The organism is Cetobacterium sp., from assembly GCF_048470075.1.
Taxonomy (GTDB): domain Bacteria; phylum Fusobacteriota; class Fusobacteriia; order Fusobacteriales; family Fusobacteriaceae; genus Cetobacterium_A.
This window is the reverse complement of the sequence record NZ_DBGBQB010000340.1, coordinates 1-26,204: the sequence shown is the minus strand read 5'-3', so window position 1 is coordinate 26,204 and position 26,204 is coordinate 1. Positions and strand designations below refer to the sequence as shown.

Here is a 26,204-nt window from a genome sequence, read left to right as displayed (position 1 = left end):
AATCTATCCTTTATAATTTCAGCATCTAAAAGACCCACCTTTTCAACTAGCTCATTTAATTTTTCAAGATTTTTTTCTGTTCCATCTAAAATGTACTTATTAATTTCAATTTCTAAAGCTTTCTTGTCTAGTGTTTTTAGTTTATATTGAATACTGGCCTGTTCAATTATAACCTTAACTTTTTCTATATTGTCTTGACTTACCCCTATAGCCCTAAAATCTTCATCTTTTACTATCCCTATTCCCGATGTCGCATAGGCTGATACAGTAGCTACAAGTATCAATAGTCCCATCACTATTTTTTTCATAAAGTCCTCCACTAAATTTGTAGATCTGTCACAAAAAGATTTTCAGTATTAAAATCTCTTTTATTTATTTTTATTTCATCTGCTTGAAATAAATCGTCAATTGTAAATCCTATCTCTTTTTTATCTGATATTTTTCTTTGCAGCTCTCCACTCTCTAAAGCTACTAATTTCTCAGTAGGAGCAATATTTCTTTTAACTAAGTCGTAAGATGTTCCTGTAAACACTCCTACCACGAAAAGAGATAAAGAAAGTACAGAGATTTTCTTGCTCTTTTTCTTTTCCTCTTCCAACAATGTTTTATAAATATTTGCTCTTACTCTCTCTTTTGGAGATACCATTTATATCACACCTCCCATATCTTTAATAGCTTTATAGTATATCGTTTTTACTGTTGATATATTCATCTCTTTCATATCTGCAATCTCCCTAAGTTTATAGCCATATATATCTTTTAAAACAACTATCTCCCTCTCTTGGAAAGGTAGTTCTTTTAACTTCTCCTCTAAAAGGATTGGAATATTAAAGTCTTCATTACTTTCAACACTTAAAATCTCATCATTTAACTCTAGATTCAGCTTCTTTTTTCTAAAAAAATCATATGTCTTATTTATAGCTATTCTATAAATCCAAGTATATATGTTGCTTTCCTCTCTAAAGCCTTTAAGGTTTTTATAAACACTAATGAAAACTTCTTGAGCTATGTCTTCGGCATCTTCGGCATTTTTTACTGTTGATAGTATTTTATAGTATATTCTATCAAAATACTCATTATATATTTGATCAAAATCCATTTAAATACCTCATTATTTTAGCTTTATAATTTTAGACTACAAAATTCCTAAAAAAGTTTTAATTAAAATCATCATCTATCATTTTTTTCAACTCTTTTAGAATATCCTTTTCACCAACCTGCTTAACTATTTTACCTTTTTTAAATAATACTCCAACTCCTTTTCCTCCCGCTACACCATAATCAGCTTCCTTTGCCTCTCCTGGTCCATTAACTACACACCCCATTACAGCGATTTTTATTTTTTTATCCATTTTTTCAAACTCTTTTTCCACTTGATGGGCAAGACCAATTAAATCAATCTCTGTTCTACCGCAAGTTGGACATGAAATAATCTCAACTCCAACTTCTCTCAGTCCTAAAACTTTTAAAATCTCTTTTGCAACCTTAATCTCCTCTACTGGATCCTCTGTTAAAGAGACTCTTATTGTGTCTCCTATCCCATCAATCAACAGAGCACCTATTCCTATTGCAGATTTTACAGTTCCTTGAAAAGCAGTTCCAGCCTCTGTTACTCCTAGGTGTAATGGATAGTTACATAACTTAGATAATTTTCTATATGCTTCTATCATCATCTTTACATTACTTGATTTCAAAGATATTACAATATCTGTAAAACCAAATCTTTCTAAAAGTCTCATATGGTATAGTGCACTTTCTACCATTCCATCAGCAGTGGGCTTTCCATATTTTTCCAATATACCCTTTTCTAAAGACCCTGAGTTTACACCTATTCTTATAGGAACTTTTTTTTCTATGGCTTTTTTGACAACAAGCTCCACTTTCTCATCACTTCCTATATTCCCTGGATTTATTCTCAATTTGTCTATCCCATTCTCCATAGCTAGTATAGCTAATCTATAATCAAAGTGTATATCCGCTACTAAAGGTATATCAATTTGCTCCTTTATTTCCTTTATTTTTTTTGCCGCTTCCTCAGTATTTACAGTAACTCTAACTAGTTGGCACCCTTCATCCTGTAATTTTTTTATCTGTGTAACTGTTTTTTCTACATCTGCTGTCGGTGTATTTGTCATAGATTGAATGATTATCTCACTTCCTCCTCCAATCGTTAAATTACCAACTTTTATAATCTTTGACTCTCTCATTATTCACCTCTCATACCATTTAAAAAAGCCCTAGTATAATCCTAGGGCTATCTAACTAAATAATTCATTGGATTATTGGCTTTTCCATTTTTTCTGATTTCAAAATGTAGATGAGGCCCAGTTACTCTTCCTGACATTCCAGTTTTTCCAATAACCTGTCCAGCTCTCACTCTATCACCTGTTTTTACATACATTTTATCCAAATGAGCCGATCTTGTTTCAAAACCATTCCCATGGTTTATCTTAATTATCTTCCCATAACCAGTCATATAACCAGCAAAGACAACCGTTCCATCTTTTGAAGCCATAAGAGGTACATATCTAGCTCTCATATCCACTCCTGCATGCTGTATATATCTTTTTAAAACTGGGTGAAATCTCTTCCCAAAAGGACTTGTTATCCCTGCCCATTTCACTGGCATTGTAAAGCTCTTTTGCACCGTTGCTCTCTTTACATTTCCAGTTTGAGTAAGTCTTTTTAAACTTTCTTCACTTGGATTGTATATAAACAACTCCTCTCCAACTCTTATATTATCATTTTTTAAATTATTATATTTTCTTAAATCCTCTACGTCTATCTTATAAGCTAATGCTATCTTAAAAAGAGAATCCCCTCTCTTTACCTTATAAAAAACACCATTAGATTTAACAATATTTATTTTTTGTCCAACTTTTAAACTATTTGAGATTCCTGGATTATTAGCCTTTAGAACTTCTAAAGATATTCCATTTTTATCTGCTATCCCACCCAAAGTATCTCCATTAGCCACAACATAGCTTTCCAACTTAGGAATTTCATAAGCCTGTTTCAAGTCAACATCTTCAAGAGGAACTCCCTCTATTGATTCTTGTTCCCCTATTTTATACTCTTTCTCTATCGTATAAAAGTTTTCTTCAACAAGCTCAAACCCTCCACCATCTTCCACTGTAGTTGTCTCTGAATAATATTCTGTAAATTTTTTCAAGTCTACTACTTCTGATCTGTAAGGTTTAAAAACTAATATTAACATAGCTATAAATGCTGCTATTATTATAGCAAATACTTTAAATATCTCTTTCACTATTTCCCCCTTGCAAAAGATTTTTCATACATTTCAATGAGTTTATCATTGCTTTCTGTAGAAGAAATAGTATCGATTAACTTTTTTGTTGCAGTAGCTTTATCAAGAGATGATAGATATCTTCTTATATTCCAGATAGAATCCAATTTCTTCTTACCTATTAGAAGTTCCTCTTTTCTAGTTCCAGATTTTTGAATATCTATTGATGGATATATTCTAAGTTCTGCTAAATTTCTGTCTAAATGAATATCTAAGTTTCCAGTACCTTTGAACTCCTCATATATTACATCATCCATTTTGCTACCTGTATCGACTAATGCTGTAGCTAAGATTGTTAAACTTCCACCATTTCTTATGTTTCTCGCAGATCCAAAAAACTTTTTTGGATAGTATAACGCAGTCGGATCAATTCCTCCTGAGATTAATTTTCCACTTGATGGTATCACAATATTATATGCTCTTGCCAATCTAGTTAAAGAGTCCATCAATATCACAATATTTTCTCCATTTTCAATTTTTCTTTTAGCTCTTTCCAAAAGAGATTCAGTCACTTTTATATGATTTCTTGGATCATCATCAAAAGTTGATGCATATACCTGTGCACCTTTTACAGTTTCTTTTATGTCAGTAACCTCTTCTGGTCTCTCATCAATTAAAAGTATCCAAACTTCAATATCTTTATTATTTTCAATTATAGAGTTCGCTATATTACTGATGAGTACAGTTTTTCCAGCCTTGGGAGGAGCTACTATAAGCCCTCTTTGTCCCAATCCTATAGGCGCAATCAAATCTATTATTCTACCTGAAATATTTTTGGCATCTGTTTCTAATTTTAATTGTTGTGTTGGATAGGCTGGGATTAATTCATCAAAAGGTATTCTTGATTCTGCTTCTTGAATACTTCCATTATTTATTAAAAGAACTTTTCTAAGTCCGTAGTTATTCTCCCCTTGAACAGCTTCTCTAACCTCTCCCAATACGAAATCCTCTGTTCTCAGTTTAAACTTTCTTATCTGTGAAGCTGAAACATACACATCTTTTTCCACATTTGTATTTCTTAAGAAACCATATCCATCTGCCATTACCTCTAGATTTCCCCAAGCTAAATGCATCCCTTCTTTTGCATCTATCGCTTCATTTATCAACTCTACAATCTCAGCTTTTTTGGTTCTGCTTGAGTAATCTATTCCCATTTGTCTGGCAATCTCTTGTAATTCTTTTAGCAAAAAATTTTCTAATTTCTCCATTGTACCTCCAAGGTTACTAGTCCACTATCTCTCCGTATAGCGACCATGTTTTACACTCATTTATCTTCACATTAACAAATGTTCCTTCTAGCTCTTTATCTCCTGCAAATAAAACTATCTTATTTGTAGATGTTCTTCCAGTTAAAACTTCCTCATTTTTTCTACTTGGTCCCTCTACTAAGACTCTTTCTATCTTTCCTTTATAACTATCACTTGCTTCTTTTGATTTTCTATTTTGTAAATCAATTAATCTTTGAAGTCTCTCCTTCTTCACCTCTTGATCCAATTGACCATCCATCTTTGCTGCTGCAGTCCCTTTTCTAGGAGAATACATAAACATAAATGATGTTTCAAATCCAATTCTATCCACAACATCCAGTGTATCTAAGAAATCCTCCTCTGTCTCATGTGGGAATCCAACTATAATATCAGCTGTTAAAGCCACACCTGGAATTCTTGATTTTATTTTCTCTGCTAACTCTATATACTGCTCTTTTGTGTATTTTCTGTTCATTAATTTAAGTATTCTTGATGATCCTGATTGTAGAGGTAGATGTAGACATCTTGCAATTTTCTCATTTTTAGCTATAACATCTATTACATCATCTCCAAAATCTTTTGGATGTGGTGATACGAATCTAACTATAAAGTCCCCTTCAACCTTACAGATCTCCTCTAATAGTTGAGCAAAATTCTCTCCACTATCTAAATCATTTCCATATGAGTTTACGTTTTGTCCTAATAACATAATCTCCTTATAGCCCTTCTCCACAAATACTTTAACTTCATCTATTATCTGTGACATTGGTACAGATCTCTCTCTTCCTCTAACATATGGAACTATACAGTAAGTACAGAAGTTATTACACCCATATGTTATTGGTATTGAAGCTGTTTTTTTAGAATCAAACTCCGCATCTAATCTTGGAGGTAACTCGTCCTCATCCCCTGTATAGATAACGTGTTTAAAATCTCCAGATTCTATTTTCTCAATTGCTGAAGGGATTTTTCCAATATTTTGGTTTCCCATAACTATATCTATAACTGGGAATTTTTTTGCTAACTCCTCTCCCTGCTCCTGAGCAAAACAACCCGTTATTCCTATAATTGTTCCTCTCTCCTCTTTTACAGCCATTAACTCTCCTAGTTTTCCATATATTTGAGTTGCTGCTCCCTCTCTAACTGTACAAGTATTTAAAAATACTGCATCTGCCTCTGTTATATCCTCAGTTACATTGTATCCCATATTTTGTAAAATTCTTTTTATTTTTGCACTTTCGTTGACATTCATTTGACAACCATATGTTATAATTACTGCGTTTTTCAATTTTTTTCCTCCAAATTTTTTAACAAATTACTACTTAAACATGTTAGAAATTATACCATAGTAGTACAACTTTTATCAATAGTTCTTTATTCTGACATTATTTAAATATGTCTTTTGCCTCTAAGTACCATAATAGTAAATCAATATTCTCCATGGGAATATCAATCTCTTTACAATAGTTTTTTAATCTCTCTTCAATATCTTTATATAATTTAGGGGTAACTGTCTTAGGAACCTCTTCTATCACATCTAAAGCTGCCAAATTTTTTAAAATATGTCTATCTAAAATTGCTAACTCTTGACCAAATCCCACATTTCTTAAAAAATGACTTGCCTCCTTATAGGACATCCCTCTTATATTTTTTACAATCCATTCTCTCATCTCAAAAGGTGAACTAAAAGTTGAAAAAAAATCTTTTGTTATAAACTCACCATTTTCATTGGTCATCTGTTCTCTCAAAATATAAAGGTTTTTAGCTTTAGTTTTATTAAAACGAACAATATTTAAGTATGGTACTATATCCTCTTCGCTTCCTGTAAATAAAACATTGGAGTCTCTTAGGTCGCTGATGGCTTTCCAAGCATTTCTCGCTTTAGATTGTGGAGTTAAAATACAAAAAGCTAGTTCACAGAATATGTCCTTATTATCTCCCTCTCTCCACACTCTTCTGAACTCTTCTAATCTCTCTTCTATCTTACTTTTTATACTTTCATATATCTTTTCCACTTCATAAAAATAGGTATTCTTCATAAACTATACCTCCTAAAATTATTTATATTTTAATTTTATCACACTTTTTAAAGTCTTTACATCTGTTTTTAATAAAAATAGGATAAAGTTAAAATAACTTTATCCTATCTATCTTACAAATTTATAAAATATCCATACTCTTTGAACAGTCCTGACACCTTATCTAAATTTTCTTTTTTAACCATTATATGTAGATCCTCACCTTTTAAAATTAAAGATCTAAATCTTTTATCCTTTGTTATTGCTGATAATAGTTCCTTATCATTTTTTAATTTTAAAACTTTATAGTCAGGAACATGAGTTATTAACTCTGTTTTCTCAATAACTTCGCCGAAAAATCTATTCCAGTTCATCGGTAAATCATTTGTTATCTTCTCTTTAAACTCCTGTATCTTAGTGTGTACCTCACTTAAATTATCTAAGCCTTTTGTTAAAGTTTCCTCTGATATTTTGAATTTATTTGGTGCTATCTTATTACCAATTTTTTCTAAAGTCATCATTCTAAGAGGGCTTTCACCAATTACAGTAACAATCAATCTATCCTCGTCTAAAACTACTTTTCCCTCATCCTCTAAAACTTTAAAGTTATATGTTAAAACTCTATCAAAAATATATCTTCCCAATTCAGTGAATTTAACATATTTTATTCCATCATATTTGCTTAAGTACCCATTTTTTAGATATAGAGAGTTCGCTGAAGATGGCTTTTCATAACAGATTTCCAAAACACCTAAAGAGGCTAAAATAAAGAATACCGATTTGATAAATGGCTCCACAACATATGCTAGATATTTATCATATCCCACAATTTTTGTTCTCTCATAGTTTGCCTCATTTATATAAAGAGTTGCAAAAGCTGACTCCACATCGATAATTTCAATAAATTCATCTCTATAAAGTATACTCTTTATAATATTATCAATGGATACAAAATCATCATCTGGAAACTCTGATAATATCATTTTTATTGTTGCTAGACCTCTTTTTATCTCATCATTTGATTTACCTACATTTTTAATCCCTTTTAAGTAGTTTAAGTATAGACTTATATATGTATTGTCCTCACTTTTTATTATACTTCCATCTAAAAATCCATTTACAATGGCCTTTAAATTACTGGATCTAATAAATTCATCATTTAGATATTCATCTTTAAAAAGAAATAAAAACAGTCCCATTGTCTCAGTTTTTAAAAACTCTAAATCTTTTATGCCTTCATAATATTCATGAATATTACAGTATTTTTTCATATTGTTTTTTGATTCTTTTAAAAGTTTTCCACTACTTGATAGTTGCATCTTCCCATCTTTAAAAAACGAGTAATACTTTCTCAAGTTCTCTTGAATCTTCTCTTCATTATTTTCTCTAAACTCGCATTGACAGTTTATAACTTTATAGATGTAATACTCTCTTGGCTTATCCATAAACCTTCTCATAACTCTCACAATATCATTATTTAAAGTTAAATATTCGCCTCTTTTAGTATCTCCATTTTTTGTAAAAAATAGGAACTCATCTTTTAGCTCAGATTTGATATTATATCCCTCTTCATCCTTTAAATAGATGTCTCTATCTTTTATTTTGAATTTACCTTTCCAAGCTATACTCTCAAATATCTCCTGAACCTCTTTTGGTAATGATGAAAAAATACCTTTAAACACCTCTTCTTTAGAGTACATCTGCTCCATTAACTCCAAAAATGTCTGTTTATTTGTAGATTCAGATATCAATGAGATTTCAAACAATCCTAAATTACTACCAATATATCCTTCTGCTATCCAATCTAAAAAATATCTTTTAAATATTTTAAAAAGTATCTCTTTTGAATAACTTTCATTTAAAGCTTTTCTAAATCTATCTCTACTTATTCCCATACCATCTCCTATTCTCCAAGAATAAACTCTATATCTTTTTCAGTTAGAGTTTTTAAAGTCGCCCCTTCATCAGAGATTAGATTATCTAATAGCTGACTTTTACTTTCTTGTAACTTCAATATTTTTTCTTCAATTGTATCTTTTAGTATCAGTTTATAAGAAAATACAGTTCTGTCCTGTCCCAATCTATAAGCTCTATCTACCGCTTGATTTTCAACTGTTTTATTCCACCAAGGATCATAAATAAATATAGTGTCCGCTGCTGTTAAATTTAGTCCAACCCCTCCAGTTTTTAATGTCATTACAAAAACTTTATACTTTTTATCTTTTTGGAATAGATTTACTAAACCTTGTCTATCCTTTGTTGCACCTGTCATCTCTAAATATTTTATTCCTCTTTTTTTCAAATCAGAAGTTATACTCTCTATACTTTTAATATAGTTTGTAAATATAAGTACCTTATGTCCATTTTCTACTGCATCCTGCACATTATTTATAAGAACCTCTCTTTTACTAGAAAGAATATTTGGATTTTTCATCTCTGGGCAACTAGTCAATTGTCTTAATTCGTTTAGAGCTTGTAATATATAAAACTGTGTTTTCCCCAATCCTTGAGTTTTTATCTGACTGTTTATCATTCCATAGTAGTATGCTCTTCTCTCTTCATACAATCTCTTCTGTTCTGGATTCATTCCTATAAACAGTGTCTTTTCGATTTTATCTGGAAGGTCTTTTAAAACTTCCTTCTTAACCCTTCTCAATATAAATGGGTATATCTTCTTTTTTAGCTCTTCAATTGCCTCTTTATCATTCTCTTTTTGAATTGGATTAGCATAATGATAATTAAACTCATCCAGTGTTCCAAACATTGACGGATTTAAAAATCTAAATAGTGAATAAAGCTCTCCCAAGTTATTCTCAATTGGAGTACCACTCAGTGCCAGCCTATACTTAGAGTCCAATAACATCACTGCCTTTGTTGTTTGAGCATTTACGTTTTTTATATTTTGAGATTCATCTAAAACAATTAAATCAAACTTCATCTCTTTTAAGAACTCTATATCATTTCTTACTGTTCCATATGTAGTTATTATTACTTCCACATCATTAAATATACCTTTATCTCTAAAATTACCATAGTATATTCCACACTTTAGTCCAGGACTAAACTTTCTTATCTCACTTTCCCAGTTATATATCAAACTTTTTGGCATAATTATCAGTGTTTTTCTCTCTGGAACCAAGTGTAAACTTGTTATAAGTGTTATAGCTTGAAGTGTCTTTCCAAGACCCATATCATCTGCTAAACATCCTCCTAAACTGTTGTCCATAAGGTATCTTAACCACTTATATCCATACTCTTGATACTCTCTTAAAGTCGCGTTTATATATGGCATTGGTGCACTATAGTTTTCTATTTGATTGATACCTCTATAGAAACTCTTAGTTTTCTTAATCTCATTTGCCAATACCTTATCCTCTATTAAATCATCTATAATTGGTAAGTCAAAGAATGATATCTTAACATTTGATTTTCCATTATCTTTAAAAACTCTCTCTAATTTTTCCATATATTTTCTATTTATAAGTGCATTTGTTCCATCACTTAAAACAATATATGAATCTTTTTTAAAACTGTTCAGTACATCTACTATTGAGAATTTTTCTCCTTCAATCTCTAAATGTACATCTCCTTCTAAGAAATCTATACCATGTTTAAAGTTCCCTACAACTTTTGGTTTAACAGCTTTTACACTATATTTTTTCAAGTTATCTGTACCTACAACCTTATATTTACCTGCTAATTGCAATAGCTCCTGAGTTACAAACTCTCTAGCTAACTTTTCCTGTAAAATTATAAAATTTTCATCTACATAAAAACTTGATTTTATTTTCAAGTTTTTCTGATGCTTCACAATAGTTTTAACAATCTCTTCAACTGTTTCATCTAAATAGGTAGGTTCAACCTCTGTTATTTCAATTTTTTTCAAATCATCTTTTATAACTAAAGCTCTTTCCAGACTATGAGCTTTTAAAAACTCATAATCGATAGTTGAGATAGATGCTCCTATTTTTAAGTATAGACTATTGTCTTGAGATATTTTTTCTATTATTAACTCTTGTACAGGTTTTAGATTCCCATTCTCTATAATCTCATAGTCCAAACACTCAATCTCTATTCCACTACCAAATGATGAAGCTAATGTCAGATATTTTTCCAACTCTGATTTAGAAAACTTTGACTCCATCTCTTTTAAAATATGGATTGTATCTTTTGGGATATCTATCCAATACATTGTTCCTTCACTTAAAACATAGTTATCTGAAACTATTGTAAACTCCTTCTCCCCATTTAAAAGAAGCTTTCCTTCACATAGATCAAAATCATCTTCTACAAAATTAATCTTTAATACTATTTTGTTCCCACTCAGAATCCAGTTAACTGGCTTCATATCCCCTGTAACCACTTTTTTACTATCTTTTAGATAATCTAAAATCTCTATATTTTCATCGATATATAGCTCATTTTTTTCATTATCCCACCCAGAGAAAAAGCTATCCTCTTTTATCTCTTGAATTAAATCAATAATTTTCAAATCATTTTCATCACTAATCTCGTATCCATCTATATCTTCTACTATATCCCCATTGCTGTCTACTAAAGAAACATAAGTTCCTACTTCATCACAAGTTAAAGTAAAAAATAGTGACTCATTTATTTTTTTTAAATTAGATTCCATACCCTTTTCCCTCATATATAAATTTTTTCTGAAGTATATTATATCAAATTTTCTAAGGGTTATCAAGAAATTAAAAAAGGACTCTTTTAATTAGAGTCCTTTTTTCCCACTATTACTTTGCTTCAGTTTCTTTTATTAACATGTTCATCTCTTCGATTAATGCATCTGCATCCAATCCATGAGCCGCTATTCCCTCTCCTAAAGTTTCTCCAGCTGCTACCATACATCCTACGCATCCCAATCCATGTTTCTTAAATACCATTGAAATTACTGGGTGTTTTTGAACCGCTTCTAAAATATTCATATCTTTAGTTACCATTTTTACTCCTCCTACTACTTCTTTATATTATGTTTTAATTATATAAAACTTTACTTTTTTTGTCAACTATTTTCCAATTACATTTAAAAGATCATGTATTCTCACAACACCTATAACCTCTTTATTTGATAAAACGGGTAGTACCGATATCTGACTCTCTCTATTCTCCATAAGCTCCAATGCATCCAATGCCATTATATTCTCTGTTGCATAAGTATAGTTTCTGGTCATTATATCCTCCGCTTTTAATGTAAAGAATTTATCTCTCATTTTTAAAGCCCTTCTTATATCTCCCTCTGTTATAATGCCAACTAACTCTTTATTGTCAACAATACAAACTACTCCCAATCTTTTCTTAGTCATAGTCATTATCACTGTATCCATATCACTTGTTAGCTGAGCTATTGGTAAATCTTTATGCATAACATCTTTAACTTTCATAAGAAGTCTCCTACCTAAACTTCCTCCTGGATGATAAACTGCAAAGTTCTCAGGTTTAAAGTTTCTCGCCGTTATTAAAACAGTTGCTAAAGCATCTCCCATAACCAGCGTACTTGTTGTTGAAGACATTGGAGCTAGGTTTAGAGGGCATCCCTCTTTTTCCACTCCAATATCCAGTATTGCATCAGACTCTTTTCCAAGTCTTGAGTTTGGATTTCCTGTCATTGCAATTAGTGTTGCCCCTATCTTCTTTATAGAGGGTATTATTGAGATTACCTCATCACTATTTCCACTATTTGATATAGCTATAACTATATCATTTTTATTTATCATTCCTAAGTCTCCATGAAGTCCCTCTGCTGAGTTCATAAATACAGCTAACGTTCCTGTTGAAGCTAAAGTTGCAGCTATTTTTTTCCCTATAATCCCCGATTTTCCAATCCCTGTTATAACAACTTTTCCTTTGGAATTTAATATTAAATTCACCACAATCTCCAGCGAATCAGATATCTTTTCTTTAACTTTTTCCAACTCACAAATCTCTTTATCAAATAAATCTTGAGCTATCTTTTTTATGTCCATACTATCTTCCTTTTACTAAATCATCTATTTTTACAGCTACTTTTAATATCTCTTCTAAATCTGATAAGAATAGCATATTTGGTCCATCTGATTTTGCATTTGTAGGGTCTGGATGAACTTCAGCAAATATAGCGTCTATTCCTATTGCTAAACCAGCTCTCATTAGAGGGAATACAAACTCTCTATCCCCTGATGTTGCAGTTCCCAATCCACCTGGTTTTTGAACAGCATGAGTAACATCAAATACAACTGGGTATCCAAATTTTCTCATCTCTCCAAATCCTCTCATATCTACAACCATATTGTTATACCCAAAAGTTGATCCTCTTTCACAAAGCATTATATTTGGATTATTCATCTCTTCCATTTTTATAACAACATTTTTCATATCCCAAGGAGCTAAAAACTGTCCCTTTTTTATATTTACTGGTAACCCTGTTTCAGCCGCAGCTATTAATAGATCTGTCTGTCTACATAAAAACGCTGGAATTTGGATAATATCTACAACTTTAGCTACCTCTTTACATTGCCAAGCCTCATGTACATCTGTCACCACTGGTATATTAAATCTATCCTTTACTTTCTTTAAAATCTCTAATCCCTTTTCTATTCCAGGTCCTCTATACGAGTGTATTGATGATCTATTTGCCTTGTCAAAAGATGCTTTAAATACATAGTTAATTCCCAATCTATCACAGATCTCTTTAACTTTTTCTGCAACCTCCATAACTAACTCTTCTGACTCAATCACACAAGGTCCTGCAATCAATGTAAATCTATTATTCCCACCAACTTCAAATTTGTCAGCTATCTTTACTTTTTTAACCTCTTGAACTATTTTCAATTACTTCACCTCTTTTAATTCTTTTATTGCTTCTATGGCAATCTCTCTATCGTCAAAGTGTATTTTTGTCGTTCCTAAAATTTGATAAGTTTCATGCCCTTTACCTGCTATCAGTATTATATCATCTTTTTCAGCTTTTAAAACCGCTTTTTTTATAGCTTCTTTTCTATCTATCTCCACCATATAATTTTCAGTTTTAAACCCTTTTAGTATATCCTCTATAATTGTATTTGGATTCTCTGTTCTAGGATTATCTGAAGTTACAATGACCAAATCACTATATCTTTCTGCCACAGCTGCCATAACTGGTCTTTTAATTCTGTCTCTATCCCCACCACAACCAAATACTGTTATTATTTTACCACTATCTTTTAACTCACTTACACCTTGGAGAATATTTTCTAAAGCATCACCTGTGTGTGCATAGTCTACAACTACTTTAAAACTTTGTCCTGCAAAAACTGGTTCAAATCTTCCTGGTGCTCCCTTTATCTCTCTAGCTCTATTCTTTATACTATTTAAATCAACACCCAATAACTCACCTACACCAATTGCTGCCAATAGATTATACATGTTGAAATTTCCTAAAAGCGTTGGAGTTATCTCCTTTATTAAGGCACTGTCTAAATCAGCTTTCTTTTTTAAAGAGTATGTCATTCCTCCAAATTCATTATAGATTCTTACTCCATATGGGTCATCTATATTGATTACTCCATTTCTCTTATCTTTTAACTTTTCAAAAAGTATTTTTTTTGCATTAAAATAATCTTCCATATCTTTATGATAATCTAAGTGCTCTGGAGTTAAATTAGTAAAAACAGCCACATCAAAATCTAACATATCCACTCTACCGCTTGTTAGTCCATGTGAGCTCACTTCCATAACTAGGTATTTCAAGCCCTTATCCACAGCTTTTCTACTCATTTTTATTATGTCTAGTGATTCTGGAGTTGTATTTGGAGCTTCTATTATTTCATCCCCTATTTTATATTCTACAGTCCCTATTCTAGCAACTTTATCCTCTCCAAGTATCTGTTCTACTAGATAGGTTGTTGTAGTCTTACCATTAGTTCCTGTAATTCCAACTATCTTTAAATTTTTTTCAGGATGATTATAAAAATTAGAAGCAATAACTCCTAAACTTCCTCTTAAATCATCTATTAAAAAATAACCTATCCCCTCCTTTAGCTCTACCTTTTCTGAAACTAAAATTGCTACAGCTCCATTTTCTATAGCTTTGTCTATATACTTATGCCCATCTACTATAGCTCCTTTTAAGGCAGCAAAAATATCTCCTGGTTTTATTTTTCTTGAATCATACTCAATATTCCCACTATGCACATCCATCTCTGTTGATTGTAGTATTTTATAGTTTATTCCTTTAAATAGTTTTTCCATATTCATCCCTCACTATATATTATTCAAGTTATTATAACACTTTTCAAAAAAAAACAATATATAAACAAACAAAAAACAGAGGATTTCTCCTCTGTTTCCAACTATTTAGCAGGTGTATAAACTCCAGAGTTTAAAGCGTTCTTTATTGCTGCTCTAACCTTTGTTGCTCTCACTGTCGCTCCTGCGTTTTCTATCTCTCCTGGAGCATATAAAGTTTCCATTCCATCATTAACATTTTTATTTGTTATAGCTGTTAATAGAGCTTCATACTCACCCTTATATTTCGCTAAATCCTTATTTTTTAAATAGTCTTGACCTTTATAGAAAAGTGTTCTAAATTTTGGTTTTTCCACTTTATCATCTTTTAAATCAAATTGAACCTCTACTTGAGTCTCCTGTCCAGATACAAATGTTCCTCTATAAGTTCCATTTCTATACTCTGCCCCATAAGCTACTGCACCTACTACTGATAATAACATTAAAAATTTTTTCATAATGCCTCCTCCGCCGATTTTTAAATCTATTTTAAACTATTTAAGTATATTTTGTCAATTAATTTTGATTATCAAATAATATTCCATTCTATAACTTTGTGACCTTTTTCTTTTAATATATCATTTATTTTTCTAAAGTGATTACATCCAAAAAAACCTCTACTTGCAGATAATGGACTTGGATGAACCCCTTCTAACACTATATGATTTGGATTTGTAATATATTTCTTTTTGTCCTTAGCATTATTTCCCCAAAGTACAAATATTACTTGCTCATTTTTTTCATTAATCTTTTTTATAACCTCATCTGTGAATGTAGTCCAACCTATCTTGCTGTGAGAGTTAGCTTCCCCCTCTCTAACAGTTAAGGTAGCATTAAGAAGAAATATCCCTTGCTTAGCCCAAGCTTCCAAACAACCATGATTGAATATATCTCCCTCTCCTTCATTCATCAACTCTTTATATATATTTCTTAAAGATGGGGGCAATGGAATCCCTTTTTTAACAGAAAATGCTAATCCGTGAGCTTGTCCCTGTCCATGATATGGATCTTGTCCCAATATTACAACCTTTATATCTTTATATGGAGTTAATTGAAAAGCTGTAAAAATCTCCTTATTTGGTGGATAAACTACTTTTTCTAAATACTCATTTTTTAAAAACTCTTTCATTTTCAAAAAGTATTCTTTTTCAACTTCACTTTTTAATATCTCATCCCAATCATTACCGATTTTCAACATATATCACTCCTATTTTTTATCTAAAGTTAATGACCCACACTCTTTAATATATTTTTTCATTCCACATGCTGAACATTGATTTCTACAATCAACTGTTAAAGCTTGTTGCTCACTCTTCTCTAGCTCTCTTATATAAAACTCCTTAGTGACCCCTGTATCTACAATATCCCAAGGTAAAGTTGCATCTAACTGTCTAGCTCCTAAGTAATCCTTTTCAGATATGTTTAACTCTTCCATAGCTTCCTTCCAAATAGAGAAGTTATCCTTATAGTCATCTAGTTTTGCACCTATTTTAAATGCTGTTTCTATTAGATCAGCTGTTCTCTCATCTCCTCTTGATAAGAATCCCTCTAGATACGATTTCTTTGGAGGATGCATTCTTAAAGTAGCGCCTTTCATCCCTCTAAATGCGTCTCTTAACATTCCTTGCTTTCTCTCTGTTTCCTCTACGCTCATCTGCTCATGCCACTGATAAGGAGTATGAGGTTTTGGTACAAAGTTTGAAACACTCGCTGTTATATTAACTCTTTTTCTTATTGTTCTGCATCTATATGTAACTCTTTTTACTAACTCATATATTCCCATTACATCTTCATCTGCCTCAAATGGTAAACCTATCATAAAATAGAACTTTAAATTATCCCAACCAGCCTTTACTGCTGCCTCTGCTGTTTCAATAATTTCATCCTCTGTCACCCCTTTATTGATGACATCTCTCATCTTTTGACTACCAGCTTCTGGAGCAAATGTAAATCCAGTTCTTTTTCCTCCACTGATATTTACTGCAACATCTACAGAGTGAGTATTCATTCTAAGTGATGGTAAAGAGATAGCTAGATTTTTGTTCTCATATTTTTTTTGTAATCCATCTATCAATGAGCTTATACCAGTATAATCACTGCTACTTAAAGAGGATAATGATATCTCAGAATATCCTGTATTAAAAAGCATATCCTCTATAAGTTCCATATTTTTTTCAAGACTTCTCTCTCTAACTGGTCTATAAACATATCCAGCTTGGCAGAATCTACATCCTCTAGTACATCCTCTTTGAATCTCAACAGATGCTCTATCATGAACTATTTGAATATATGGTACAAGTTGCTCAGAGTATGATGGAGTGTTATCAATATTCTGAACTATTGCTCTTTTAATTCTTTTTACACCTTTATGTAGTTTTGGAATATAAACTCCCTCAAAATCCTTTATGGCGTCTAATTTTTCAGCCTTTGATTTTCCTGCAAGAGAAACAAGTGTCTGTGCTAACTTTGTCATAGTTTCCTCACCATCACCTATGACAAAAAAATCTAAGAACTTTTCCATTGGAGTTGGATTCATCATACAAGTTCCTCCAGCCATTATAAGAGGATACTCCTCTCCTCTTTCATCTGCATGTAAAGGAATCCCAGATAGGTCTAAAGCGTTTAAAACATTTGGATAGCACATCTCATAAGAAAGTGAAAATCCAACAACATCAAAATCTTTTAACTCTGTTTTAGTTTCCAAAGAAAACATTGGAATATTGTTCTCTCTCATTAGAAGTTCCATATCTTCCATAGGAGCAAATCCTCTCTCTAAATAGAAGTTATCAACTTTATTCATAATTGCATAAAGTAATTTTATCCCTAAATTTGACATACCTACTTCATAAATATCTGGAAAAAACAGACACATTCTTGCCTTTATTGTGCTTAAATCTTTGTGAAAACTATTTATCTCGTTCCCTAAGTATTGAGCTGGTTTTTCCACTGACATTAAATACTTACCTATATCTACTCTCATATCTCTCCTTTTATTCATCATCAATATTTTGGAAAATTTTCATTTTATTTTCCAATGGTTCTCTATGATGATCTCTACATAATCTCGCTAAATCTATATCTATGTCTTTCAATTTCTCAAAAGCATTTTCTGAGTGTCTCTCTAACTGTTTATCTCCTATTAAAACTTTTTTTACTCTTCTTATAAGTCCTATATTTCCTTTTCCACAGTCATGAAGTAAAGCTAATTTTAAATACCTTACATCTTTCTTTAAGATCTCATTCTCTCTACATCTACTATATATTAAAAATGAATGGACTTTATCGTACTCTCCCATCTGAGAAAAAATTTCAAACTCCTTTGGATTTAAAATCTCTTTTATCTCCTCTTCACTATTTTTATCAAACTTTACGAATAGATAGCGCCATCCCTGCTTTAGTCTAGAAAACATCTAAATCTCCCTTATTATTATATTTCCAAACTCTCTTCTTAATATCTTAATATTTGAAGCATTTTTTCCAATAACTTCACCTTTTTTATCTTTTTTTACATATAGAATCATCAGCTCTTTGTCAGCTGTTCTTTCCACTCTTTCAACTCCAGGAATCTCTAACTCCCTATCAGGATATATTATTTTGTCTATTAACTCCTGTTTTAAATACACATTTTCCAGAGTTAAATACTTTCCAGGAAAAGTTTCCACCTTACCACTTAATATGTATCCAACCATATTTCTAACCTGTTTTGGCATGAATGAGTTTCCCACAAACTTTAAAACTCCCTTTTCAAAACTCACCTTTACAGTTCTTTCATGCTCTTTTAACTCCAACCCTTTTTTATCTGTGAACTTACTAACATCATATGTTCCACTTACTTCTTTTAAAGTTTCCTCTATCTCATCTACAGATCTTTTTATTCTTTTCTTAGGGTATCTATACAGATACTCTCTTTCTTCCACATATTCAGGAAAAGATAGATTGGGAAAAGTTTTCTGCACTTTTCTTATAAAGATAGACTCTTTCATTTTTTCATTAAATTCAAATATTATTTTATCTAAATCCCCTTGAAAACTGCTACTTACATAGAGAAGATTTCTTTCAGCCGAAACTTTGGCATCTGTTCTTCCACCCTGTTGAATCCCCTTTGCCCAAGTGAATCCCAACTCGTTCATCACTCTTCTAAACTCACCTTTTACAGTTATTTTTCCTGCCATCTCATCAAAGGAGTGAAATCTCTCTCCACTATAAAAAACTGTAAATATATATCCCCACTTATCAGTTTTTTCAACACCTCTAAAGTTCATTACTCTCCTCTTTTTCTAACAATATGACATCTTCTACATCTAGCTTCATAACTCTCACTAGCTCCCACTAAGACAATTGGATCATCCTCATATGCTGGCTCTCCATCCACAAGCCTTTGAGTTCTTGAAGCTGGATTTCCGCAGCAAGCACAGATAGCATTAAATTTATCTACATATTCAGCTTTTGCCATTAGTCTATCCATTGGTTTAAACGGTTCTCCTCTAAAGTCCTGATCTAATCCTGCCACAACAACTCTCTTTCCTTGATCTGCCAGTTCTTCACAAAACTCAGCCACATCCTCTCCAAAGAATTGAACCTCATCTATTCCAATAACCTTTACATCTTTATACTCTTTTTCTATTATCTCTCTCATCTCTTGTACTGTTGAAGCTGGGATTGCCTCAATAAAAGCCTGGCTATGAGAAGCTACCTTTGTATCATCATATCTATCATCACTTGAGTGCTTAAAAACTAAAATCTTCTGATTTGCATATTTTGATCTTCTCATTCTTCTAATTAACTCTTCACTTTTCCCTGAAAACATACTTCCAGTTACAACCTCTATCCAACCCATTCCTTCTGTCAATAATAAATGCATTGTATTTTTTCCTCCATTAACAACTATTTTTTATCTATTTTCTATTATAACACATCTTTTATATCAACACAAAGTCATAAATTTTAACCAAGCTAGTTAAGTAAAATTTTATCCATTTATGCCAAAATATATAAATAATTATTTGAAATATAGATTTGATGAATAGATAAAAATGTGGTAATCATAGTAAAAAAAGGTAGCATTTGCTACTGCTACCTTTTTTAAGTCTTTTTCCAATTTTAATAAAATTATAAAAAATAATATTCCTATTTTTCCTCTACATATCCTAACTCTTTTAAGAAAGGCTTTTTCTTTCTCCAATCCTCTTTTACTTTTACCCAAAGTTCTAAATAAATTTGGATTCCTAGAAGATTTTCAATCTCTTTTCTAGCTTCAATTCCAATCTCTTTTAACATCTTACCCTGTTTTCCAATTATAATTCCCTTTTGAGAATCTCTTTCAACATAGATATTTATATCAAACTTATCTTTTCCATTATCTCTTCTAGTTACATTTATAATCTCAATAGCAACAGAGTGTGGAATCTCATCTCTTGTTCTTTCCAATATTTTTTCTCTAACAACCTCTGTTATTATTCTATATGTAGGCATATCTGTATACATATCATCTGGATAATATTTCACTCCATCCTCTAAAAATGGATCTAAAGCTTCTAATAATTTAGGTACTCCTATAGCGTATTGACCTGCAATCTCTACAATAGCATCAAAATCTCCCAATTTTTCCGCTATCTCCTCTCTTTTTTTGATTAACTCTTCATCAGTTATCTTATCTATTTTATTCACTATAAGGATCCTTGGAGTTCTTTTAGCTTCCTGTACTTTCTCCCATACAAATAGATCTCCTGTACTTATCTCCTGAGAAGCATCTATAACCATAGCTATAACATCTACATCTCTCAATACTCTTAAAGCACTATTTGTCATATGCTCTCCCAATAGATGTTTTGGTTTATGTATCCCTGGAGTGTCCACAAATATATATTGATTTCCATTAAAATTCAAAATCCCTTTTATTGTGTCTCTCGTTGTTCCCGCTTTATCAGAAACTATTGCTACTTTTTCATTTACAAGTTTATTTATTAATGTTGATTTTCCAACATTAGGTCTACCTACAACTGCTATAAATCCAGCTTTCACTTTTAATCATCTCCTATTCCTATTTTAAAATACTTTTCTTTTAAATCCAAGAAAAACTGCTCTTCGTTAGCTTCATCATTATATTTTACCATAGTTTTCAAAGTATTTCTCAACATATTTGGAGTTATCTCTCTCTCAATTCCACATTTTCTGCCTAAAGACATAAATCTTGCTCTAAATGCCTGCCTACTAAACCCATAAAACACAAGATTACTATTGCCACTTGAAACATTTCCTCTGATCTCTTTAACGTATGTTTCCAACTCTTTTGAAAGTTCATCTGATATTTTTACTTTTTCACCTTTTTCATCATTAAATATATACTTATATGAAAATAGATCTAAATCTGATATTTTAATTTTTAAAATATCATTAATAGATAGATTACTTTCCACTAAAAGTTTTATAACAACTTTATCTCTAGCACCCTTATAGTCTTTTCCACATACATCTAAAATACTATTTATCTCCCATATCTCAAGTGTCTCTAACTCTTTTTCTGGAGCTTTTTCAATGATAATCCCATCTGAAGGGTTATCATCAATCATTCTTTTTTCTAAAAGGTATTTATAAAAAGTTTTTATTGTACTCACTTTTCTTATTATTGAATTTGGTTGATAATTTTCCTTTAAAAACTCTATATATTTTAAAATATCCTCTTTTTTTATATTTAAAAGACTTTTTTGTACAAAGTTTTCAAAATCTTTTATATCTCCATGATATAGCTCCAAAGTCTCTCTTTTTAAGCTCTTTGAGTCCGATTTATATTTAATAAAATTTTCTAACAGTTCCACTACACATCACCTAACAACTCTTTAGCGTGTTCAATCACAGCTTCAGATATATTTTTTCCCGCTAACATTCTAGCGATCTCTTGAACTCTCTCCTCACTATTCAGCTCTTTAACTTGAGTTATTGTTCTGTTATCTATAAGTTTTTTTTCTATATAAAATTGTTGAGTGGCTTTTGCAGCTATTGCAGGTGAATGAGTTATACTCATAACTTGAGTAGTCTCACCTATCTCCATAAGTTTATTAGCTATCTTTCTAACAGTTTCTCCACCAACTCCAGTATCAATCTCATCAAATATTAATATTGGAATATTATCAACTTTTGAAAATATAACTTTTATCGCCAGCATTATTCTGCTTACTTCTCCACCTGATGCAACTTTCCACAGAGGTTTTAAACCTTGTCCCACATTGGTTGAAATCATAAATTCCACTTGATCTATTCCACTTATTCCCATACTACTAGATTCTTCAAACTCAATTTTAAAATTAGCATCTCCCATATTTAAACCTTTTAATTCATCCTGTAGGTTCTCTTCAATGATTTTTGCCTTTAACTTTCTAATTTCACTAAGTTTTTTAGCCAATCCATAGTACTTCTCTTTTGCGTCATCTCTCTCTTTTGATAACTTTTTTACTTGAAAACTATTCTCATCTAAAAGCTGAAGTTTCTCATCAATTTTCTCTCTATATTCCAATATTTCAGAGATTTCATCTCCATATTTTGATTTTAAACGGTTTATAGCATCCAATCTTGATATAACTTTTTCTAATCTTATATCATCTGCCTCAATATCATCATTTAAATCTCTTATTGAATCCACACAATCTTGTAAATCATAATAAACTCTTTCCAATCTTTCCAGATTCTCTTGAAACTCCTTACCATATTTAGATATTGTTTCCAAATTTTTTCTGCTATTATATATTATACTCAAGGCATTTTTTTCATCATCTTTTAATATATTTTCAGTCAATGAAAGCTTTTCTTTAATTTTACCAGCATGAAAGAGCTTTTTATACTCCTCCTCAAGTTTTTCATCTTCACCCTCTTTTAGATTTACCTTATCAATCTCTTGAAGCTGAAACTCATAAAACTCTTTTTTCTCTATCGTTTCTTTTTTATTCTTTTCAACATCTTGGATTCTTCTCTCTAAACTTGAATATTCATTATAGATACTCTCTAACTGTTTTTTTATACTGATTCCATCCTCTCCTAAAAACCTATCTAAAAGTCTTAGGTGATTGGCTTTATTTAACAGCATTTGATGGGAGTGTTGACCAACAATATCCACCAAAGTACCCATTATCTCCTTTAAACTGGACATAGGAACCCGAATATTATTTACGAAAGCCTTTCCCTTACCATTCTTATCTATGTGTCTTCTCACAATAACTTCATTGTCTTCCGCATCGATTCCCAACTCTTTTAATTCAGCTTCCTGTTCTTTATTTACAGCAAATACTCCTTGGGCTAAAAGATAATCCTCGCCATCTCTGACCATATCAGCACTGGCTTTTTCACCAATTAAAAGATTTATTCCACTTAAAATTATGGATTTACCAGCTCCTGTTTCTCCTGTTAAAACTATTAGTCCATTTTTAAATTCTAAATCTACTTTTTCTATAATAGCTAAATTTTCTATCTTTAACTCTTTTAACATAAATTATCTCCCCACTTTAATTTATCTCTCAAAATCCCATAATAATCTCTATCCTCTGGTAAAATAAGATTTATTTTTTTTTGAGAGTAGTAGACAAATATCCTCTCTCCATCTTCAATCTCTTTTTCAATTTCACCATCCACTATTATACAACCTTTTTGTTCAGGATTTAAGGTTAAAATTAGTTTTTCCTCTCCACTTATTATTATCGGTCTTGTTGCTAAATTATGTGGTGCTAAAGGTGTTACAACTATAGCTTTAATTTGAGGCATCACAATCGGTCCTCCCGCTGAAAGAGAATAGGCTGTTGACCCTGTTGGTGTAGCAACTATTATTCCATCAGCCTTATAATCACATATTTTAGTATTCTCTGTACACATAGATATATTTAAAATTTTTGAACTTGCCATTTTTTTAGAGATTACAACTTCATTTAATACATCTATCTTCTCATCCTTTACTATAACCTCCAGTAGCTGTCTACTCTCCTTTTTTACCTTTCCTTTTAAGTAATTATCAAAAGTTGGTCTAAACTCCTCAACTTTTATCTCTGTTAAAAATCCTAGTGATCCTGCATTTATAGCAAAAACATCTATGTTTGAATTCTTTATTAAACTTTTAGAAGCTCTAAGCAGTGTTCCATCTCCTCCTATAACAACAGCAAAATTTGCCTCTAATATATGAGTACTAGGAACTATCTCTATATCTTTTTGTTTAAAAAATTTCAGTAACTTATGATATAGTTTTACTGCTTCTTCTTTATCTTCATTGTAAATTATAGTTCCCTTCATCTTTCCCCTCCGTTAAAATAGATTTTCTGGGTTTATTGGTTTTAAGTTAAATCTTACCTCATAGTAAAGATTTGCTTTACTGTCGGTATTCAATCCTAAAACACCTATATCCTGTCCTCTTTGAACTTGTTGATTCAACTTTACTCCAACAGCTATTAGATTTCCATAAACTCCAATAGTATTATATCCATAATCTATCATTACAACGTTGTTTAATCCTTGGAATTTATCTGCATATATTACTTTTCCACTTGTTGCAGCCTTAACTTTTGAACCCATCTTCCCTGCAATTTCAACTCCATTACTTACAACCTCACCATTTTTTTTCTCTTTAAACTTAACCACAATATTTCCTGGAATAGGTTTTAAGAACTTTCCTAAATTAGCTACAGCTGTATTTAACTTCATATTTTTTGTAGAGACACTTCTAGCTTTAATTATTCTTTCTATCTCTTTTTCAATACTTTTTTTCTGTATTTCTAATTTACTTATAGTTTTAACATGTGTTGTTTTCTCTTGGTTCAATTTTGCTATAAGTCTATTTTTTTCCTGTTTTTTTATCTCTATAGATCTTTTGTTGGAATCTAATTTTCTTTTTAACACCGTAAGTTTTTGTCTATCATTTTCAATATTCTTTTTTACATGCTCTATTGAGCTTTGAACGGTTTTTATATGCTCCATACTTTCTAAATCACCATATAAAAGTCTTGAAAAGCTTCTTTTTGCAATACTTCTATCTTTTGTATCACTTTCCAAAGTAGACTTTCTAGTTACCTCTATCATTTTAGCTTTATACTCTGATTTCTTTCTATCTAGAGCTTTACTACTCACATTTAAGTTCAATCCACCATACTCTATATTCCTATTTACTATCTTTATCTCCTCTTGAAGCTTTACACTCTCTTTTTCAATGTCTTTAATCTCTGAATTTATGTTTTCAATCTGTTTTTCTACACTTATTTTTTCCGAATTTATATGCTCTATTCGACTATTTTTCTGCTTTATCTCACTTTCAATTTTTTTCATTTTATTTTTTAAATTATCTACACTATCTCCAAATATAAAAGTACTACAAATAAAAAAAATCATTAATCCCCTCATAGTTAAACCTCATCTTTTTTTAGCTTTCCAGTGGATTTCCAAGCTAAAATCAACAGTATTAGGGTCGCTATAATCTCTACCACTATAATTTGTTTAAAACTCTGAAGAATTAGGTTGGATAAAATTTGCTGATATCTCTCTCTTAAAATTATATAGATATTAAAAAATACCATACATCCAACCAATGCACTTACAAAAAATGGTATTAAATTTTTAGTTCTTGCCACCATAAAGTTTCTCTTATTTTGAGGGGCTTTTATTGAAAATATTATATAATCTCTTATTATAGTTCCTCTAAGTATTGTTGTAATAGGATAATACATACCCATAGATAAAAATAAACAAATAAATAGTGATACATTTGCTGCACTTATCTTTCTTTGCGTGTTTTGTAAAAATTGACTATCTATATATATCTCTCTAACCATAGGATTTACATCTAATAATTCCTGAATAGTTTGAAGGTTTTTTTCCTCTTTAAAGTATACAATTATTGAATTCGGTAATGGATTTTCACTTTTTGGTATTACTATTTCTAACTCTTTCTGTAAATTTCTAAAAGCTTCCTCTTTTGACAAAAATCTTGTTCCTTTTACATTTGGATTCTCTAAAAGAAATCTCTCAAACTCCTGTATTTTCTCTTTTGACTCATCATTTTGCAACTCTATTGTCAAAAAATAATCATTTTTTAATACTTTCCCAATAAAATAGCTATTAGAAGATAATGAAATAAATATATTAAATATTATAAAACTTACTGTTAATGCTATAAATGTTCTTATTCCTTTTTTTCTTTCCATCTCTTCTCCCTAATTAAAATATAGAGGCCAGTTCAACTCGCCTCTATACTATATATTTTCTATAAGTTTTCTTTTATTACTGATACTAACTTAGTTGATGTTAACTCATATTTTTCTAATAACTCTTCAGCCTTTCCACTTTGACCAAATACATCATAGATTCCAACTTTTTTTACCAGTGTTGGGTGTGTCTCTGATAAGAACTCCG

26 protein-coding genes and 1 pseudogene are annotated in these 26,204 nt (G+C 31.0%); all 27 read right to left on the bottom strand.

Annotated elements, in window-relative coordinates; genetic code table 11:
• A partial coding sequence (locus ACMOUI_RS11895; RefSeq protein WP_418965907.1) for a hypothetical protein occupies window positions 1-308 on the bottom strand: 308 nt, incomplete at its 3' end.
• Between the two features lie 11 nt (window positions 309-319).
• Entirely contained in the window at window positions 320-646 is a 327-nt protein-coding gene (locus ACMOUI_RS11890) for a hypothetical protein (protein ID WP_418965906.1), read from the bottom strand.
• Window positions 647-1,099: an RNA polymerase sigma factor gene (locus ACMOUI_RS11885; protein ID WP_023051202.1), complete on the bottom strand. Its 453-nt coding sequence runs from the start codon at window positions 1,097-1,099 to the stop codon at window positions 647-649. It lies immediately after the preceding gene.
• 58 nt (window positions 1,100-1,157) lie between these two features.
• Complete coding sequence (gene ispG / locus ACMOUI_RS11880) at window positions 1,158-2,207, bottom strand: flavodoxin-dependent (E)-4-hydroxy-3-methylbut-2-enyl-diphosphate synthase (protein ID WP_418965905.1); 1,050 nt, start codon at window positions 2,205-2,207, stop codon at window positions 1,158-1,160.
• A gap of 47 nt (window positions 2,208-2,254) precedes the next feature.
• Window positions 2,255-3,268 carry a peptidoglycan DD-metalloendopeptidase family protein gene (locus tag ACMOUI_RS11875; protein ID WP_418965904.1) on the bottom strand — a complete coding sequence of 338 codons (1,014 nt, stop codon included), beginning with the start codon at window positions 3,266-3,268 and terminating at the stop codon, window positions 2,255-2,257.
• Complete coding sequence (gene rho, locus ACMOUI_RS11870; protein ID WP_418965903.1) at window positions 3,268-4,515, bottom strand: transcription termination factor Rho; 1,248 nt, start codon at window positions 4,513-4,515, stop codon at window positions 3,268-3,270. Before rho ends, ACMOUI_RS11875 begins: the two co-directional genes overlap by 1 nt.
• 16 nt (window positions 4,516-4,531) lie before the next feature.
• Complete coding sequence (miaB, locus tag ACMOUI_RS11865) at window positions 4,532-5,842, bottom strand: tRNA (N6-isopentenyl adenosine(37)-C2)-methylthiotransferase MiaB (protein ID WP_418965902.1); 1,311 nt, start codon at window positions 5,840-5,842, stop codon at window positions 4,532-4,534.
• 97 nt (window positions 5,843-5,939) lie between these two features.
• Window positions 5,940-6,593: an N-glycosylase/DNA lyase gene (locus ACMOUI_RS11860; protein WP_418965901.1), complete on the bottom strand. Its 654-nt coding sequence runs from the start codon at window positions 6,591-6,593 to the stop codon at window positions 5,940-5,942.
• A 113-nt stretch (window positions 6,594-6,706) separates the two neighbouring features.
• Window positions 6,707-8,467 carry a hypothetical protein gene (locus tag ACMOUI_RS11855; RefSeq protein WP_418965900.1) on the bottom strand — a complete coding sequence of 587 codons (1,761 nt, stop codon included), beginning with the start codon at window positions 8,465-8,467 and terminating at the stop codon, window positions 6,707-6,709.
• Between the two features lie 8 nt (window positions 8,468-8,475).
• Window positions 8,476-11,208 carry an SNF2-related protein gene (locus tag ACMOUI_RS11850; RefSeq protein WP_418965899.1) on the bottom strand — a complete coding sequence of 911 codons (2,733 nt, stop codon included), beginning with the start codon at window positions 11,206-11,208 and terminating at the stop codon, window positions 8,476-8,478.
• A gap of 112 nt (window positions 11,209-11,320) precedes the next feature.
• A complete protein-coding gene (locus tag ACMOUI_RS11845) occupies window positions 11,321-11,527 on the bottom strand; it encodes a DUF1858 domain-containing protein (RefSeq protein WP_418965898.1) in 207 nt (68 codons plus the stop codon).
• A gap of 66 nt (window positions 11,528-11,593) precedes the next feature.
• Window positions 11,594-12,550 carry a KpsF/GutQ family sugar-phosphate isomerase gene (locus ACMOUI_RS11840; protein ID WP_418965897.1) on the bottom strand — a complete coding sequence of 319 codons (957 nt, stop codon included), beginning with the start codon at window positions 12,548-12,550 and terminating at the stop codon, window positions 11,594-11,596.
• Between the two features lies 1 nt (window position 12,551).
• A complete protein-coding gene (kdsA, locus tag ACMOUI_RS11835; RefSeq protein ID WP_418965908.1) occupies window positions 12,552-13,388 on the bottom strand; it encodes a 3-deoxy-8-phosphooctulonate synthase in 837 nt (278 codons plus the stop codon).
• A gap of 6 nt (window positions 13,389-13,394) precedes the next feature.
• A complete protein-coding gene (locus ACMOUI_RS11830; RefSeq protein ID WP_418965896.1) occupies window positions 13,395-14,792 on the bottom strand; it encodes a UDP-N-acetylmuramoyl-L-alanyl-D-glutamate--2,6-diaminopimelate ligase in 1,398 nt (465 codons plus the stop codon).
• A 101-nt stretch (window positions 14,793-14,893) separates the two neighbouring features.
• A complete protein-coding gene (locus ACMOUI_RS11825) occupies window positions 14,894-15,286 on the bottom strand; it encodes a hypothetical protein (protein ID WP_418965895.1) in 393 nt (130 codons plus the stop codon).
• A gap of 71 nt (window positions 15,287-15,357) precedes the next feature.
• Entirely contained in the window at window positions 15,358-16,026 is a 669-nt protein-coding gene (gene ung, locus ACMOUI_RS11820) for a uracil-DNA glycosylase (RefSeq protein WP_418965894.1), read from the bottom strand.
• Window positions 16,027-16,035: 9 nt separating this feature from the next.
• Complete coding sequence (locus ACMOUI_RS11815) at window positions 16,036-17,808, bottom strand: TIGR03960 family B12-binding radical SAM protein (protein WP_418965893.1); 1,773 nt, start codon at window positions 17,806-17,808, stop codon at window positions 16,036-16,038.
• Between the two features lie 10 nt (window positions 17,809-17,818).
• The gene (locus ACMOUI_RS11810) at window positions 17,819-18,238 is read right to left on the bottom strand and encodes an HD domain-containing protein (RefSeq protein WP_418965892.1); all 420 of its coding nucleotides are present in this window, start codon (window positions 18,236-18,238) and stop codon (window positions 17,819-17,821) included.
• Window positions 18,239-19,090: a pseudouridylate synthase gene (locus ACMOUI_RS11805; protein WP_418965891.1), complete on the bottom strand. Its 852-nt coding sequence runs from the start codon at window positions 19,088-19,090 to the stop codon at window positions 18,239-18,241.
• On the bottom strand, window positions 19,090-19,689 hold the full coding sequence (locus ACMOUI_RS11800; RefSeq protein ID WP_418965890.1) for a thymidine kinase: 600 nt from the start codon (window positions 19,687-19,689) through the stop codon (window positions 19,090-19,092). The genes ACMOUI_RS11805 and ACMOUI_RS11800 overlap by 1 nt, the downstream gene beginning before the upstream one ends.
• A 266-nt stretch (window positions 19,690-19,955) precedes the next feature.
• On the bottom strand, window positions 19,956-20,849 hold the full coding sequence (gene era / locus ACMOUI_RS11795; RefSeq protein ID WP_418965889.1) for a GTPase Era: 894 nt from the start codon (window positions 20,847-20,849) through the stop codon (window positions 19,956-19,958).
• Window positions 20,850-20,851: 2 nt separating this feature from the next.
• Window positions 20,852-21,643 carry a tyrosine-type recombinase/integrase gene (locus ACMOUI_RS11790; protein ID WP_418965888.1) on the bottom strand — a complete coding sequence of 264 codons (792 nt, stop codon included), beginning with the start codon at window positions 21,641-21,643 and terminating at the stop codon, window positions 20,852-20,854.
• Window positions 21,643-23,304 (bottom strand): DNA repair protein RecN, encoded by a 1,662-nt coding sequence (gene recN / locus ACMOUI_RS11785; protein WP_418965887.1) that lies wholly within the window; start codon window positions 23,302-23,304, stop codon window positions 21,643-21,645. The genes ACMOUI_RS11790 and recN overlap by 1 nt, the downstream gene beginning before the upstream one ends.
• Window positions 23,298-24,095 (bottom strand): NAD(+)/NADH kinase, encoded by a 798-nt coding sequence (locus ACMOUI_RS11780; RefSeq protein WP_418965886.1) that lies wholly within the window; start codon window positions 24,093-24,095, stop codon window positions 23,298-23,300. The genes recN and ACMOUI_RS11780 overlap by 7 nt, the downstream gene beginning before the upstream one ends.
• Before the next feature lie 12 nt (window positions 24,096-24,107).
• The gene (locus ACMOUI_RS11775) at window positions 24,108-25,184 is read right to left on the bottom strand and encodes a murein hydrolase activator EnvC family protein (RefSeq protein ID WP_418965885.1); all 1,077 of its coding nucleotides are present in this window, start codon (window positions 25,182-25,184) and stop codon (window positions 24,108-24,110) included.
• A gap of 14 nt (window positions 25,185-25,198) precedes the next feature.
• Window positions 25,199-25,996: a cell division protein FtsX gene (locus tag ACMOUI_RS11770; RefSeq protein ID WP_418965884.1), complete on the bottom strand. Its 798-nt coding sequence runs from the start codon at window positions 25,994-25,996 to the stop codon at window positions 25,199-25,201.
• Window positions 25,997-26,055: 59 nt separating this feature from the next.
• Window positions 26,056-26,204, bottom strand: a pseudogene (locus ACMOUI_RS11765) (transketolase family protein); the annotation flags it as partial.